Below are 15,199 nucleotides of genomic sequence, written 5' to 3' on the forward strand. Positions count from 1 at the left end.
GGTTTGGCACTAATTCAGTTGATTTTTTAGTTATCTTTTAGCTTTACGATTTGGACGCTGTCTCTTCTAGGGCTGCGGCGTAACGATCCGCCACGTTGGCACGGGAGGCGCTGACATGACGGCGCATCAGCAGCTCGGCGAGCTCCGCGTCCCCCGCTTCGATAGCATCGACAATGCGGTGGTGCTCCACAAAGGCGCGCTGGGGTCGCGTGCCACTGGCACTAAACTGAGTGCGATAAAGGCGCACAAGGTAGTAAAGGTCATCGCAGAGCAGGTTCATGAGCATCTTGTTGTGACTGCCCTGAACAATGCAGTAGTGAAAATCGAGATCGCCTTCGCGCTGATAATAAGCCTCACCACGCTTTAGGTCGGCCTGGCCTTCGTGAAGTGCCAACACATCCCGCAACCCCTGTACCTCTTCCGGCGACATATGCTCCGCTGCTAGGCGCGCCGCCATACTTTCAAGGGCTTCACGCAGATCAAAAAGCTCTAGCAGCTCTTTCATTGAGAGTTTAACCACCCGTGCGCCCACATGGGGAACGCGCTCGATCAGGCGGTGGGCTTCCAGTCGTCGCATTGCCTCGCGCAATGGGCCCCGTGAAATACCGTAGGTTTTAGATAACCCCGGCTCGGTAATTTTACTGCCAGGGGCGAGCTCACCGCGCACGATGGCATCCTGCAACTGATGAAAGACCCGCTCCGCAAGCGTACGCACCTCAGGCAGCGAGCTTTCAAGCCCCCCGGCTTCCGTAGCAGACGCCTCAGAGCGGGCTGTTTCAGTTCGCGGTGACCCAGATAAAATCTTAGCGGCGGTTGGGGTGTCAGAAACGAGCGTTGCCATAGTTAATTGTCGACAATTGAAAAGTAATCAAACTCTAGCGTGTGCCCATTGAACCGTCAACCAACCTTGTTTGCCGATTTTATACGCCTTTCGTTGTATTCATCAGCCTAGCTAGCGGCTACCTGTCAACAATCAGCCAGTTGATGGCGCTTGTGTTTACAGCGTTGCGTGAGAAAGGCGTCGAAGCCTAACGCTGGTGTCATTGTCTGCGCCCCTCTAAAATGGCTCGCCTTTAACTGGCGAGACGTTTGCTTAATGATCAAGGCGTTGACGATAACTGCCCTGCCCTACTCTCCCGATCCTTTGGGCGTATTCGCCTGCTTGCGCGGTAGGCCTGGCGCCGTGCTGCTTGATAGCGGCCGCCCCGTGGCTAACGGACGCTTTGATATCATCAGCAGCGACCCTCTTGCCACACTGGAAGTGTCCAGCGCCGGCAATGCGAGTCTCTTGTCTAATCAGCTCGGAGTTACACCCCATATAGACAACGATGCATTTGCGCTTCAGCAGTGGCTTCTGGATCAGCTTGAGTTCCCGAATATCATCAGTGAACTCCCCTTTCTCGGCGGACTTATTGGCTACTGGGGCTACGATCTGGGCCGTGAGTCGTTATCCGTCGTCAGCCTTCAAGCGAAAGCGGTCTCTTTACCCCAGGCACGCTTAGGGCTCTACGATTGGTGTATTACTCTTGATCACGTGACCCAACAAGCGTGGTTAATCGCCACCCCGGAACGTCGTGAGCAAGTTAAGGATTGGCTTGGCCAAACGCCCGTACAGCCCAGCGCTTTTGCACTCAACAGCCCCTTTAAGGCCGAGCTTAGCTATCAACAGTACGTGTCACGTTTTGACGCCGTTCAGCGTTACATACGAGCAGGCGATTGCTATCAAATCAATCTGGCGCAACGCTTTTATGCCGATTACCAAGGGGATGAGTGGCAGGCGTATCAACAGCTGCGGGAAGCGACCCCCACGCCCTATTCGGGCTTTATGGCCTGGGGCGACAAGGCCTTGCTCTCACTTTCGCCAGAGCGGTTTATTCAGTGTCACAATGGCGAGGTCGAAACACGGCCTATTAAAGGCACCCGCCCGCGGGGAGTTACGCCTAAAGAGGATCAAGCATTGGCCGAAGAGCTGATGAGCAGCCGCAAAGATCGCGCTGAGAATGTGATGATCGTCGACCTGTTGCGCAATGACTTAGGCCGCGTATGCCAGCCCGGCTCCATTCGCGTACCACAGCTATGCCGCTTAGAGAGCTACCCTAATGTTCACCACTTAGTGAGCGTAGTGCAGGGTAAATTGGCTGATAATTACACGCCTCTATCACTTCTTGAGGCGGCCTTTCCCGGCGGTTCAATTACCGGTGCCCCCAAAATTCGTGCGATGCAGATCATTGATGAGCTTGAGCCCTGCCAACGCAGCGTCTATTGCGGCAGCCTGGGCTATGTGGATGTGCGGGGAAGCATGGATACGTCAATTGCCATACGCACGATGGTCGCCGAGGCGGGAAGACTGCATGTTTGGGGCGGTGGTGGCTTGGTGGCTGACTCCCAAGCAGACGAAGAGTACACCGAAACACTGGATAAAATCCGCCACCTTATTGGCGCTTTGGAATAAGCAACGGCGTTTCTAAATCAAAAAGGAATATAAAAGACTAACTAAACGGTATTGGGGAGTCAGGGCTCGGGTTTGATAGCCTAGTCACCATGACTATACACCCGAACAGGAGGCAGCATGTCCTCAGAGCTTGACGCGATCAATAACGAATTTGCTAACAACGGTAGCAAAAATCCGCAGGGCTTGGTTGAGTGGGCGCTGGCCCAGGGCGCACGACCTATCTGCACCACCAACTTTCGACCCTTCGAGGCGGTGATTCTGCATATGGTGAGCCAAGTGCGCCCAGACATCCCCATTGTGTGGATGGACAGCGGCTACAACACTGAAGCGACGTATCAATTCGCCGATGAGGTGATCAAGCAGCTCAACCTGAACATAGTAAGCTTTGTGCCCAAGCGTACCCGCGCTCATCGCGAAGCGCTGGAAGGCCCCATGCCAGGCATAGACGACCCGCGCCACGCGGCTTTTACCCAGGAAGTAAAACTTGAACCGTTCGAGCGCGCGCTGCGTGAAATGCAGCCCGATGTCTGGTTCACCGCGTTGCGCGCTGAAGACACACCCGAGCGTGCCAAAATGCAGCCGGTTAGCCGCAACAGCGACGGCCTATTGAAAGTCGCCCCGCTGCTGCAGTGGAACGCCAAGGATATGTACCAATACCTTCAGGCGCATAACTTGCCCAACAACTTCGACTACTTTGACCCCACCAAAGTGGAAGAGAAGCGCGAGTGCGGGCTGCACTTACAGCACTAATCTTCCCTAATGTTTAATATTCTGGCAGGTCTAAGTCATCAAACAGCGACTGTTCATGACGCGGGCCTGCTGTTAACGCCTCATCGACACGATCACGCGTTAGATGTGGCGCAAAGCGCTCCAAAAAGTCATACATATAGCCGCGCATAAAAGTACCGCGACGAATGCCGATCTTGGTGGTTGAACTGGCAAACAGATGACTAGCATCAAGCGCTACTAGGTCAGCATCTAACGCCTCATCCACGGCCATATGCGCCACAATGCCTACCCCCATTCCTAGACGCACGTAAGTTTTGATGACGTCTGCATCGGCAGCGGTTAGCACCACATTAGGCGTTAAGCCCTTTGCTTTAAAAGCATCATCCAACTGGGAGCGACCGGTAAAACCGAATACGTAGGTGACCAACGGATGCTCGCCAAGTGCCTCAAGGGTCAACGGGCCCTCATAAGTCGCCAAAGGATGCTCTTTAGGCACCAGCACACACCGATTCCAGCGGTAGCACGGCAGCAGCACCAAGTCGGTAAACAGCTCTAGCGATTCGGTTGCAATCGCAAAATCGGCCTGGCCTTCACTGACCATTTGCGCGATCTGCTTGGGCGTTCCCTGCTGCATATGTAGCGCGACATCAGGATATTTCAGCGTAAACTCACTAATAATCGGCGGTAGCGCGTATCGGGCCTGGGTATGCGTAGTTGCAATGGCCAAGCTGCCGCGACGCTCATCGCTGTGCTCCTGAGCAACCTGTTTAATATTATCGGTAAGGCGCAGCACTTGACCTGCCAAGTTGATAATCGACTGACCAGCAGGCGTTACTCGCGTTAAATGCTTGCCGCTGCGGGCAAAAATCTCAACGCCGAGCTCATCTTCCAATAACCGAATTTGTTTGGAGATTCCCGGCTGTGAGGTAAATAGACTTTGCGCTGTGGCTGAGACGTTGAGGTTATGTCGATTGACTTCCCAGATATAGCGTAGCTGTTGTAGCTTCATATCCTCACCTTATTTATTCTCTAAACAGATCTAAGTAGGTAGCGCCTTGAAGCACATCCTTGCGCAGCAACTGCAATGCGCTTGACGGACAACGGGCTGGCTTCGCACTCTACAGCACCAGATAGAATAAAAAACACCCGAACGATACTTTTATATTATAAAAAAATGTCGCTACCAGCATCTATTAATTTCTGCTATTCAGATACATCTCTATACGGGAAATTTGCCAGCAACCTTCGCGCCCGCTAACATCTGCCCACGACTTGGCGCGGTAAGAACTCAGGCGCGGTGAAAGAGCGCTAATGAATCGCGTAATGACCGTTGCTCCATTTGAGGCAACGAAACAGTAAGAGCAACGCAAACGGGAGAAGCAAATGGCTAATAATGTTGATGTCACCAACGCCAATTTTGAGCAAGAAGTCCTCAACGCTGAACAGCCTGTGCTAATGAAATTTTGGGCGCCTTGGTGTGGCCCGTGTAAAGTGATGGCCCCGGTCGTTGATGAAGTAGCTGCAGAACGTCAGGACAGCCTGAAAGTGGTTAGTGTCAACGTAGACGACGCACCTGAAATTGCTGCCGAGCAAGGCGTGCGCGGTGTGCCTACCGTCATGCTGTTTAAATCCGGCACCAAAGTTGCTTCACTGGTTGGCGCGCAATCTAAATCACAGCTAACGCAGTTCATCGAACAAAACGCTTGATAGCTGCACCTAGCACGTATAAATACCGCCGACAGTGTCGGCGGTATTATTTTTTCTAATGCTTGCGCCTCCACGGCGGCAGGGTCGCATCGCTCGCCCTACTATCTTTTAAACGTCGCTTTCCAGGCCCTAACAGCCGAGCAATCCAGCGCGTTTCCGGGTGGCTGTCCAAGGCGATTTTCAGCGTCATTGTCAGCATTACCGAAAGCAGCATTCCCGCCGCACCAAATATCCAGCCCCATACCACCAGCGATAAAAACGCGACAAAGGTAGAAAGTCCGAGCGCCTGCCCCATTACCCGAGGCTCAATCAAGTTACCGAGCACAAAGTTGATAATCAGATAGGCAGAAGCTAAAAGCATTGCTTGAAAAGCGCCACCATCTTGCGCAATCAGTAGCAAGAGTACCGGCGGTATAGCGGCCAGCGCGGAACCAATATTGGGAATAAAGTTGAGCGCAAAGGCTAACACCCCCCATAGCAGCGGAAACTCAACGCCCACAATCAGACAGGAGAGCCAAACCAGCACACCGGTGGCTAGACTGATCATGGTTTTAACGGCAAGGTAGCGCTTTAGCGTTAGGCTGAACTCACTGAAACGCTTCAAGCTAGGCGCAGGGTTCTCTAAAGCCCGAGAGACTTTGTCACGTACATTTAATGTTTCAAACAGCATGAAGATGACCAGCAGTCCAACAATCACGCTCTGCATAAAAAGATTACCAAGCTGACTCAACAGCTCTGGCATCCAAGAGCCTTCATCCTCTCCCGAAAAGAGCGAGTTTATCTGATCAGGATTAATCGCCAAGCCCCGTGAAGAGAGCGCATTGAGTAAATTCCAATACTGTTCATAGAGACGCGATTCAATATCAGGCAACGCCGCCAAAAAGGTACTAAAGCTATTAACCACCAGTAGGCCAATAAGCGATATAAACGCCAGCAAAACCATCAACGTTAGAAATGCCGACATACGCATACTCAAGCCGCAGCGATGCAGCCACTGCACCGGCGAAGTACACACCACTGCGATAAATATCGCCAGTAGCAACGGCACCAGCAAGTCACCGCCTGCTTTCATACCCGCAATGATCACTACCAACGCGGCGAGAGCCAAGGTGGCATTGAGTGGAATACTGCGATAATCCTCATCCGACAAGTTCGACATAATCCATCCCTAGCCTGTTATCCATACATAATGGCTGCATTGTTCATATTGCACAAACCATGCAAACAATGAGCAACGTTTGTGGGTTCACTCTTCCGTGCTGAACTTTCTCTACGACTACGCTTCCAAGCTGTGTCTGTCCTAACTTATTGAAACAGCTTTTTAAAACCAGGATTTAGCAAGGCAGCTTTACTGCCCGCTTACTAAGGAAGCCATTTATGAAAGCAATCCCCCTTAGCTCTCAAAGGCCAGGTTCTCAAGAGACGTATTCTAAAGGTACGAACTCTAAAGGACTACGTTCTCAATTTTTAAGTTATGGCCTGCTAGGCGGCGCCCTGCTGGCACTTCTCAGTGCTCCCTTGGCACACGCCTCACCGTCACACCCGCCTCAACCCAGCCTGCACGTTCAAGCGCAGTCCTGGGTGGAAGTAGAACCCGACAAAGCGACGTTGAATGCACGCTTGTGGGAAAACACACCGGCTCTTTCCACCCTGGAAGAGAGCGATAGTAGCGCACTTAGCGATGCACGCGAGCGATTAGAGACCCGCGCCAGCGAATTAATCGAACAGATGGAGGCCACAGGCCTTGAACGCACAGCCATCAAGGCTGGCTCGCTCAATGTCTATCCTGAGCATGTTCAAGGGCCACGCAACGAAGATGGCGAACATGAAACCCTTCAGCGCACTCGCCTGGAACGCCCGGTCACTGTCGAACTTACCGACCTCGATCAGTTAAGCGAAGTATTAGACGCACTGATTGCAGCAGGCGTTAACTCACTGGACGGCGTCCAGTTCGATCTGCAAGACCGTGACGCTGCCACCGATGAAGCACTGGTTAAAGCGCTGGAGAAAGCCCAGCACAAGGCGAATCTCATGGCCGACAGCTTAGATGCCGAACTGGGTCATGTGCAGCGCATTGAAGAAACCCAATCACCTATTTTCCAACCGCACATGATGTCAATGCGGGCAGAAAGCGACACGGCTGCAAGCCAGTCAGGTGCCGCCAGTGATTACAGCCCCGGCACCATTCGCATAGATGCCGGAGTTAACGTTGAGTGGACGCTTAAAGGGCCAGACGCTCCACACCGCCCAGGTAGCGACGTAGCGGCTCAGGAATAGTTACCGAGCCATCCGCCTGCTGGTGATTTTCAAGCACCGCCAGCAGGCACCGCCCTACCGCCAGCCCTGAACCGTTCAGCGTATTCAGCAACAATGGCTTTTTGGAATCTGGGTGCCGGAAACGTGCCTGCATGCGACGCGCCTGAAAATCCCCACAGTTAGAGACCGAAGATATCTCCCGATAGGTTTCCTGGCTGGGCAACCACACTTCCAAATCGTAGGTTTTGGTCGCGCCAAAGCCCATATCCCCGGTACACAGCGTTACAACACGGTACGGTAATTCAAGCGCTTGCAGTATCGCCTCGGCATGCCCCCGCATCTCCTCCAACGCTTCATAGCTCTTCTCTGGCTCTACGATCTGCACCATTTCGACTTTATCGAACTGATGCTGACGGATCATGCCGCGAGTATCACGCCCGTGAGAGCCCGCTTCACTTCGGAAACAAGGCGTATGCGCGGTCAGCTTCATCGGCAACGCCGAAAGCTCAACGATTTCATCGCGCACAAAGTTGGTGAGCGGGACTTCAGAGGTGGGGATCAGATGGTACTCGCGCTCGTCATCCAGCTTGAATAGGTCTTCGCCAAACTTCGGTAATTGACCGGTACCCATGAGTGAATCGCGGTTGACCATATACGGCACGTAGCACTCTTCGTAGCCGTGCTGTTCGGTTTGGGCATCCAGCATAAACTGCGCCAGCGCCCGGTGCAGGCGTGCAATCGGCCCGCGCATGACCGCAAAGCGGGCACCGGTGATTTTAGCCGCTAGCTCAAAATCGAGATAACCCGACTTTTTACCCAAGTCAACGTGATCCAGCACCTCGAAATCAAACACCCGCGGCGTGCCCCAGCGATGCAGCTCAACGTTGTCGTCTTCGTTTTTACCTTCAGGCACGCTTTCATGAGGCAGGTTGGGAATACCGCTAACGGCGTCATCCCACTCTTCCTGTACCTCGGCCAACTCTTTCTTGGCTTTATCCAGGCGATCACCTAAATCGCTGACTTCCTCCAGCAGCGGCTGAATATTTTCACCGTTAGCCTTGGCCTTGCCAATTGCTTTGGAGCGCATATTGCGCTCGTTTTGCAGCTGCTCGGTTTGCGTTTGCAGCTCGCGGCGACGCGACTCCAGCGTCTGCAGTCCCGCTTTATCAAGCACAAAGCCCCGGCGGGCCAGTTGTTGAGCAACCGTGTCAAGATCACCGCGCAGCAGTTTCGGATCGAGCATGAATCCTGTCCCTTGGCCTGAAATCAATAAGAGCAACGCGCCAATGCGCGTGCAGAAAAGCGCCTATTGTAGGCAAAAGCGCGGCGGGGAGCCATGGCCGGTATCACCAAGCATACGTTTAGCTACGCCAAAAGGCTCCAACACCAGATAAGTCGGCACTAGCACTGCTCATTATAACGCCACACTCCAGTAGCGCGTGGTAAGCCTACGGCGCACCCGCGAATGCAGTGCGCAGCGCTGCTAGAAGGTAGCGGCACATAATAAGCTTGCACTATCGCTCAGTAAGGTTCAGTTATCGAATCGACTGTATGTGCTATTACCACTCGGCATATCCATCCCCGCCCATTAGCCAAAAGTGATAGAGTGCCCGACGATTCGACTGGCGAATCGCTGAACAACAGGTTTTCACACTTTTTGACAGGAGAAAGGCAGTGCAGGAAACAGCACAGCAAGGAAAGTTTGCCTGGTGGCGACGAATTGCCCTATGGAAGAAGATTCTCGCAGGCTTGGCGCTGGGGATTTTGGCGGGTGCGCTGTTAGGCGACACCGCCAGTGTGTTTAAGCCACTCGGCGATATTTTCATCAACGCCATTATGATGCTGATTGTGCCGCTGGTGTTCTCTACCCTGGTGGTGGGCATTACCTCCATGCGCGACCCGCAGAAGATGGGCCATATTGGTGCGCGAACGATTACGCTCTATTTGGTTACTACCGCTTTTGCCATCTCTATCGGCTTGGTGCTTTCCACCCTGCTGCAGCCGGGCGTGGGGGTTGATTTAAGCTTCGATTCAGAAATAGCGGCCAGCGAAGCACCATCGCTGGTCTCTATTTTGGTTAACTTAGTGCCCCGTAACCCGCTGGACGCCCTGGCCAACGGCAACATTATGCAGATCATTGTGTTTGCCATTGGGTTGGGTATTTCGCTGACGCTGATTGGCGAGAAAGGTGAGCCAGTCATGAAGGTATTCGATAGCTTCGCCGAGGCAATGTACAAGCTTACTGGCATTGTGATGGCGTTCGCACCTTTTGGCGTGTTCGGCTTGATTGCCCATGTCTCGGGCCAGTACGGCCTAGAGATTTTGCTGCCGCTGGCTAAGCTCATTGGGGTGGTGTACCTGGCCAGTATTCTTCATGTACTGGTAGTCTACTCTGGCTTTATCTCTCTACTGGGGCGACTAAACCCCATGCGCTATTTACAGGGCAGCCTGGACGCCATTGTAGTGGCGTTCTCGTCCGCCTCTTCAGCAGGCACCCTGCCGGTCTCTATCCGCTGTGCGCAGAAGAACCTTGGCGTTTCTGAAGGGGTTTCTGGGTTTGTACTGCCCGTGGGCGCCACCATCAATATGGATGGCACAGCGCTTTATCAGGGCGTAGTGGTGCTATTTATTGCCCAAATGACCGGTACAGATTTGAGCATGTTGGATTACGGCATGATCGTTGCCACCGGCACGCTGGCCTCTATCGGTACGGCGGGAGTTCCGGGTGCAGGTCTAATAATGCTCTCGATAGTAATGGCGCAGATTGGCCTGCCGCTGGAAGCCATCGCCGTTGTCGCAGGGATTGACCGAATCCTGGATATGGCCCGTACCAGCGTCAACGTCGCGGGCGATTTAATGGTCACCACGCTGGTAGGTAAGAGCGAGGGTGAGCTCAACGAAGAAGTTTATAATCGCCGCTAAGCTTAACGTTAGCCTTTATATAGCGTATGAAAAGCGTCCGTTGTGGTTAGCAGCGGGTGCTGCGCCTCCCCTCTGTCATAACCTCCCCCTCACTCTGCAGTTGTGAATCGCGCCATTTCTCGGCAACCTAGTTCATATTCACTTCTAAGCCGAGCACCGTTGCCATGACTACCTCTTTTAATCAAACGCTCAGCGCAATCGACGCCCTCCATGCCGAGGATCCACGTTCTACCACGCTTGCGGATGGTACTTCTATGCCCCAGGAACTGGCCTACGCCCAACGCATGAGTGGCTGGTTAGACCGTGTGCATGATGCCCCGGATGAAGTGCTGCGCTTAGCCGTTCGCGCCCAGCACCTACAGCGCTGGCTAGTACCGCGGGAGGAGTATCCTGAAGGGCGAGTGGGCTACCTAACCTGGCGGCGTGATCAGGGAAAGCGCGCTGGCGAAACGACTGCCAGACTCATGCGTGACGCAGGCTTTCAAGGGGAAGAAGCCGAGCGGGCCGCAACCATTATTGGCAAGAAAGGCCTGGGCCGCGACCCTGATGTACAAGCGCTGGAGGATTGCGCCTGCCTAGTGTTTCTAGAGAACTACTTTGCCGATTTTTCGCGCAAGATAGAACACGACCACATGGTGCGTATTGTGCAGATGACCTGGCGCAAAATGTCGCCCCGCGCCCACGAATTGGCCCTAACGTTACCGATGTCTGACGCCTCAGCAGCGCTGGTAAAAGAAGCCCTGGGTGCTGAGTAAGCCTTGGGGTAAAGCGCTACCGTAAGATGCAGCCGGGCAGTCACTGCGGTAAAGTAGCCGTCTTATTTTTTTGCGCCCCCGGCACTGACGGCTTGATCAACTATGATTGCATCCTTAGATACGCGTACCGCCCCGTTTGAACGTTTGGGTAAAGATTACGTACGATTTCTACAAGCCCTTAAAACGCGGGGTTTTGAGGGTGAAATCGCCCCCGACTACGCCAACCGCACGGTGCTGGCGACGGATAACTCGATTTATCAACGCTTGCCCCAGGCGGCGGTCTACCCCAAGCATGCCGAAGATATTGAACGGCTAACCCGACTGGCTGCGCAAACCACGCATCGTGGCATTGTGTTAACGCCCCGTGGCGGCGGTACCGGCACCAACGGCCAGTCGCTCACCGACGGTATCGTGGTGGACGTTTCCCGCCATATGAATCACATCATTGAGATCGATGTTGAGAACCGCCGGGTGCGCGTTCAGGCCGGGGTGATCAAGGATCAGCTCAACGCGGCACTCAAACCCCATGGGCTTTTTTTTGCCCCAGAGCTCTCCACCTCTAATCGCGCCACCATTGGCGGCATGATTTCCACCGATGCCAGCGGCCAGGGTAGCTGTGAATATGGCAAAACCCGCGACCATGTGCTGGAACTCGATACCATTCTGATTGGCGGAAAACACCTAGACAGCCGCGCATTAACACAGGATGAAGAGCTGGCTGAGCGCCAGCAGGAAGGCGTACTGGGGCGCGTACATTCCACCGCCGCCGAGATTATCGACCAGCAGCGTGACTTGATTGCGGCCAAGTTCCCCCCGCTCAACCGCTGCTTGACCGGCTACGACTTAGCCCACCTCCGCGATGGCGAAGGTCAGCTTAATCTCAACAGCCTGCTGTGCGGCTCAGAAGGCTCATTGGGCTTTCTAAACGAAGCCGTGCTGAACGTGTTGCCGATCCCCAAATACTCAACGCTGGTCAATGTGCGCTATACCAGCTTTATGGATGCGTTACGGGATGCTAAAGCGTTAAAAGCCAGTGCCTCGCTGCCTACCTCCATCGAGACCGTCGATGACACCGTGCTGCAACTGGCCATGGAAGACTTTGTCTGGGACAGCGTAGCCGAGTTTTTCCCGGCCACCGGAAGTACGCCGATTCGAGGCATTAACCTAATCGAGTTTAATGATAACGATGAGAGCGCTCTCGCTGAGCGTGTGCGCGCCTTCACTGAACACCTTACCCAAGACGCCACCGTCGAGCGGCTAGGCTATACCCTGGCCGAAGGGCGTGGGCAGATTCAAAAAGTCTACGCCATGCGCAAACGTTCAGTGGGTTTGCTCGGCAACGTACAGGGCGAGAAGCGCCCGATTGCGTTTGTGGAAGACACCGCCGTACCGCCAGAGCACCTGGCGGACTTTATCGCCGAGTTCCGCGCGGCGCTCGATGCTCGTGGGCTTTCCTACGGCATGTTTGGTCATGTGGATGCGGGGGTACTGCACGTGCGCCCCGCGATCGACATGAAAGACCCTGAGCAGGAAATGCTGATTCGCGCGGTGTCCGATGAAGTGGCCGCGCTTACCCAGAAATATGGTGGCCTGCTGTGGGGCGAACACGGCAAGGGCGTGCGCTCTGAGTATGCGCCCAAGTTCTTTGGCGAACTCTACCCCAGTCTGCAGCGGGTAAAAGCCGCTTTTGACCCCTACAACCAGCTTAACCCCGGAAAGATCGCCTCACCCGCTGAAAGCGTCGAGCTCATCGCCAAGGATAGTGACCCCGATTTATTGACGGTCGATGGCGTAACCATGCGCGGCCAGCTCGACCGCACGATCGACGAACGCGCCTGGCAGGCCTACGACGCCGCGGTGTACTGCAATGGCAACGGCGCCTGCTACAACTATGATGTTGATGACCCCATGTGCCCCTCCTGGAAGGCGACGCGAGATCGCCGCCATTCGCCCAAAGGCCGCGCCAGCCTGATCCGCGAGTGGCTGCGCCTGCAGACCCAGGCGGGGATTGATGTGGTCGAGGAGTCGCGTAAGAAGAAAGCCGAGGGCGGCTGGGGCTTTATTAAAAGCTTCCCACAGCGGGTGGCGAATACCCTGAGTCGCAAGCAGCACCACGACTACTCCCATGAAGTCTACGACGCCATGGCGGGCTGCCTGGCGTGTAAATCCTGCGCGGGGCAATGCCCCATCAAGGTCAATGTCCCCCAGTTTCGCTCGCAGTTTTTGGAGGTCTACCACGGCCGCTACCTGCGCCCGATTCGCGACTACGTGATTGGCGGCACCGAGTTTATGCTGCCTACCCTGGCCAAGGTCGCGCCGCTATATAACGCGATGATGGGGCAGCGTTGGGTGGAAAATCTCATGCGCAGTACGCTGGGCATGAGCGACTCCCCGGCGCTCTCCCGTGCTAGCGTTAAAAAACAGCTGCGAGCTTGGGGCGTTGCCGAAGCGACGCCGCTGTCGCTGGCTCTGTTGACCGAACAACAGCGCGCTAACAGCGTGATTATTGTTCAGGACGCCTTCACCACCCACTTTGAAGCCAAGCTGGTCATGGACGTGGTAGAGCTACTCTCGCGTCTCAATCTACGCGTATTCGTGATGCCCTATTCGGCTAACGGCAAACCCCTCCAGGTGCAAGGCTTCTTGGGCGCCTTCGAGCGTACCGCTGCCAAGCAGGCCAAACGGCTGCGCACCCTAGCCCGCTTTGATATCCCCCTGGTGGGCATCGACCCAGCGATGACGCTCACCTACCGCCAGGAGTACGTAAAAGCGTTAGGTGAAGACGCGGTGCCGGAGGTGCTGATGCTGCAGGAGTGGCTGGCGACGCGCATCAATACGTTAGCATCCAGCCAGCTCAAGCTAACCGCCCCAGGCTTTAAGCTGCTCTCCCACTGCACCGAGAAGACCAACGCACCGGGCAGTCCTAAAGCGTGGCAGCAGGTATTTGCGGCGTTTGGGTTAGAGCTTGAGCTAATGGCCACCGGCTGCTGCGGCATGTCCGGTACCTATGGCCACGAAACCCGCAACGTCGCTACGTCGAAAACCATCTACGCCCAGTCGTGGCAGCCCCAGGTGGAAGCTGAAGGAAACACTGGCAAGTTACTGGCCACCGGCTACTCCTGCCGCAGCCAGGTGAAGCGCTACTCGAATCAAGTACTGCAACACCCTTTACAGGCACTACTCGTTGCCTTAAAGCGCAGCTAAAATTTGTACAAACACTAAACCTTGTATAATGTTGAGGGAGCTAACGGCGTGCAGTGTAAAAAGCTGTCACGCTGTTCTTTACTTGTTTTTTCAGGAGCTGCCTTGTTGTCTCTATTTCCCTCCCTGACTCGCCTAGGCGCAGGCGCTGTTTTAACCCTGAGCCTAGCGGCCCTGGCGGTAGCACAGGAAAATCGTGTTGAGACGCAGGTGGTAGCTGACTCTCCGCGGATAGAGGTGTTGCCGTTGACCGGTAGCGTCAGCGCCCCACAAACCTCCCAGCTGTCGAGCGCTGAAGCGGGTCAGGTAAGCGAGCTAACGGTTGAGATGGGCGACACAGTTACTCAAGGCCAGCCGCTGCTCTCTCTGGATACCCGCGATATTAGCCTGGAAAGCCAGCGCGCCCGCGCGGATCTGTCCCAGGCCGAAGCCGAGCGCGACGAAGCACAACGTTTAGTGAGCGAAGCTAACCAACTTTCGGCGCAAAACTTTGCCGCCAGCGACCGCCGCCAGCGTGAAAGTGCTTTAGCAGCGGCCCAGGCCACCCTTGAAGCGCGCCGAGCCGACTACAGCTTGGCCCAGCTGCAACTCGAGCGTCACCAGATACGCGCGCCCTTTGACGGCATGGTCACCCACCGGGAGAGCAATGTCGGTGAGTGGATCAACCCTGGCGATACCCTGCTCACCTTGGTCGATTTAGCGTCTCTTCGCTTGGATTTCCCGGTGCCACTCTCTGCCTACCAGCGCTTCGAAGGCTCTCAACTAGAGGTCCGCTTAGAAGGTAGTGATCAATGGCTCCCGGCGCGCACCCTCGCGCGCATTCCCGTTGATGCCAGTTCACGACAGTTTCTACTTCGCGCGATGCCGGAGTTGCCACTGGAGATGCTACCGGGGATGGCTGTGGAAGGCCGTTTACAGCTTAACGGCGAAAGCGGACCCAGCGTGCCGCGGGATGCCCTTATTCGCCGCCCTGATGGCAGCGTCAGCGTTTGGCTAGCTCGCCAGAGTGATAATACTTGGCAGGCGTTCGAGCAGCGGGTTGAGATCGGCAGCAGCTACCAGGGAGAGGTCGCCGTGAATGAGGGCCTATCAGCGGGAGACCGTGTCATCGTCGTCGGTAATGAGCGGCTTGAAGAGGGGCAAGAAGTGTCCCTGAGCGACGACTAAAGGAGCGATA

At 55.0% G+C, this 15,199-nt stretch carries 12 protein-coding genes; 8 read left to right on the forward strand and 4 right to left on the reverse strand.

Annotated features, from left to right (window positions below; genetic code table 11):
- Positions 1–43: 43 nt before the first annotated feature.
- Entirely contained in the window at positions 44–841 is a 798-nt protein-coding gene (locus tag MLE19_RS12310) for a GntR family transcriptional regulator (protein WP_240718477.1), read from the reverse strand.
- A gap of 255 nt (positions 842–1,096) precedes the next feature.
- Between MLE19_RS12310 and pabB the strand changes: the two genes are divergently transcribed.
- Entirely contained in the window at positions 1,097–2,452 is a 1,356-nt protein-coding gene (pabB, locus tag MLE19_RS12315) for an aminodeoxychorismate synthase component I (RefSeq protein WP_240718478.1), read from the forward strand.
- A gap of 117 nt (positions 2,453–2,569) precedes the next feature.
- Positions 2,570–3,202 (forward strand): phosphoadenosine phosphosulfate reductase family protein, encoded by a 633-nt coding sequence (locus MLE19_RS12320; RefSeq protein WP_240718479.1) that lies wholly within the window; start codon positions 2,570–2,572, stop codon positions 3,200–3,202.
- A gap of 13 nt (positions 3,203–3,215) precedes the next feature.
- On the opposite strand, the gene cysB is transcribed toward MLE19_RS12320, so the two are convergent.
- A complete protein-coding gene (gene cysB, locus MLE19_RS12325) occupies positions 3,216–4,190 on the reverse strand; it encodes an HTH-type transcriptional regulator CysB (RefSeq protein ID WP_240718480.1) in 975 nt (324 codons plus the stop codon).
- A gap of 374 nt (positions 4,191–4,564) precedes the next feature.
- Here cysB and trxA point away from each other — a divergent pair, with 374 nt between their 5' ends.
- Positions 4,565–4,888, forward strand: coding sequence for a thioredoxin (gene trxA, locus MLE19_RS12330; protein WP_096279135.1), 324 nt, complete (start codon positions 4,565–4,567; stop codon positions 4,886–4,888).
- Between the two features lie 55 nt (positions 4,889–4,943).
- Here trxA and MLE19_RS12335 read toward each other — a convergent pair whose 3' ends face one another.
- On the reverse strand, positions 4,944–6,047 hold the full coding sequence (locus MLE19_RS12335; protein ID WP_240718481.1) for an AI-2E family transporter: 1,104 nt from the start codon (positions 6,045–6,047) through the stop codon (positions 4,944–4,946).
- 218 nt (positions 6,048–6,265) lie between these two features.
- On the opposite strand from MLE19_RS12335, the gene MLE19_RS12340 reads away from it, so the two are divergent.
- Positions 6,266–7,165, forward strand: coding sequence for an SIMPL domain-containing protein (locus tag MLE19_RS12340; protein WP_240718482.1), 900 nt, complete (start codon positions 6,266–6,268; stop codon positions 7,163–7,165).
- On the opposite strand, the gene serS is transcribed toward MLE19_RS12340, so the two are convergent.
- A complete protein-coding gene (gene serS, locus MLE19_RS12345; protein ID WP_240718483.1) occupies positions 7,110–8,387 on the reverse strand; it encodes a serine--tRNA ligase in 1,278 nt (425 codons plus the stop codon). The genes MLE19_RS12340 and serS overlap by 56 nt on opposite strands.
- A 431-nt stretch (positions 8,388–8,818) precedes the next feature.
- Here serS and MLE19_RS12350 point away from each other — a divergent pair, with 431 nt between their 5' ends.
- The 4 genes from MLE19_RS12350 (at position 8,819) to MLE19_RS12365 (ending at position 15,189) form a co-directional block, all read left to right on the forward strand.
- The gene (locus tag MLE19_RS12350; RefSeq protein WP_240718484.1) at positions 8,819–10,066 is read left to right on the forward strand and encodes a dicarboxylate/amino acid:cation symporter; all 1,248 of its coding nucleotides are present in this window, start codon (positions 8,819–8,821) and stop codon (positions 10,064–10,066) included.
- Positions 10,067–10,230: 164 nt separating this feature from the next.
- Positions 10,231–10,821: a DUF4202 domain-containing protein gene (locus tag MLE19_RS12355; protein ID WP_240718485.1), complete on the forward strand. Its 591-nt coding sequence runs from the start codon at positions 10,231–10,233 to the stop codon at positions 10,819–10,821.
- 102 nt (positions 10,822–10,923) lie between these two features.
- Entirely contained in the window at positions 10,924–14,025 is a 3,102-nt protein-coding gene (ydiJ, locus tag MLE19_RS12360; protein ID WP_240718486.1) for a D-2-hydroxyglutarate dehydrogenase YdiJ, read from the forward strand.
- A 105-nt stretch (positions 14,026–14,130) separates the two neighbouring features.
- The gene (locus tag MLE19_RS12365) at positions 14,131–15,189 is read left to right on the forward strand and encodes an efflux RND transporter periplasmic adaptor subunit (RefSeq protein ID WP_240718487.1); all 1,059 of its coding nucleotides are present in this window, start codon (positions 14,131–14,133) and stop codon (positions 15,187–15,189) included.
- Positions 15,190–15,199: the final 10 nt, after the last annotated feature.

The organism is Vreelandella neptunia (genome assembly GCF_022489065.1).
GTDB classification, from domain to species: domain Bacteria; phylum Pseudomonadota; class Gammaproteobacteria; order Pseudomonadales; family Halomonadaceae; genus Vreelandella; species Vreelandella neptunia_A.

Excerpts from the sequence above, each read along its gene's own strand:
- pabB (WP_240718478.1), top strand. The coding sequence starts at position 1,097 with ATGATCAAGGCGTTGACGATAACTGCCCTGCCCTACTCTCCCGATCCT.
- trxA (WP_096279135.1), top strand. The coding sequence starts at position 4,565 with ATGGCTAATAATGTTGATGTCACCAACGCCAATTTTGAGCAAGAAGTC.
- ydiJ (WP_240718486.1), top strand. The coding sequence starts at position 10,924 with ATGATTGCATCCTTAGATACGCGTACCGCCCCGTTTGAACGTTTGGGT.
- MLE19_RS12340 (WP_240718482.1), top strand. The coding sequence starts at position 6,266 with ATGAAAGCAATCCCCCTTAGCTCTCAAAGGCCAGGTTCTCAAGAGACG.
- MLE19_RS12355 (WP_240718485.1), top strand. The coding sequence starts at position 10,231 with ATGACTACCTCTTTTAATCAAACGCTCAGCGCAATCGACGCCCTCCAT.
- MLE19_RS12320 (WP_240718479.1), top strand. The coding sequence starts at position 2,570 with ATGTCCTCAGAGCTTGACGCGATCAATAACGAATTTGCTAACAACGGT.
- serS (WP_240718483.1), bottom strand. The coding sequence starts at position 8,387 with ATGCTCGATCCGAAACTGCTGCGCGGTGATCTTGACACGGTTGCTCAA.
- MLE19_RS12335 (WP_240718481.1), bottom strand. The coding sequence starts at position 6,047 with ATGTCGAACTTGTCGGATGAGGATTATCGCAGTATTCCACTCAATGCC.
- cysB (WP_240718480.1), bottom strand. The coding sequence starts at position 4,190 with ATGAAGCTACAACAGCTACGCTATATCTGGGAAGTCAATCGACATAAC.
- MLE19_RS12310 (WP_240718477.1), bottom strand. The coding sequence starts at position 841 with ATGGCAACGCTCGTTTCTGACACCCCAACCGCCGCTAAGATTTTATCT.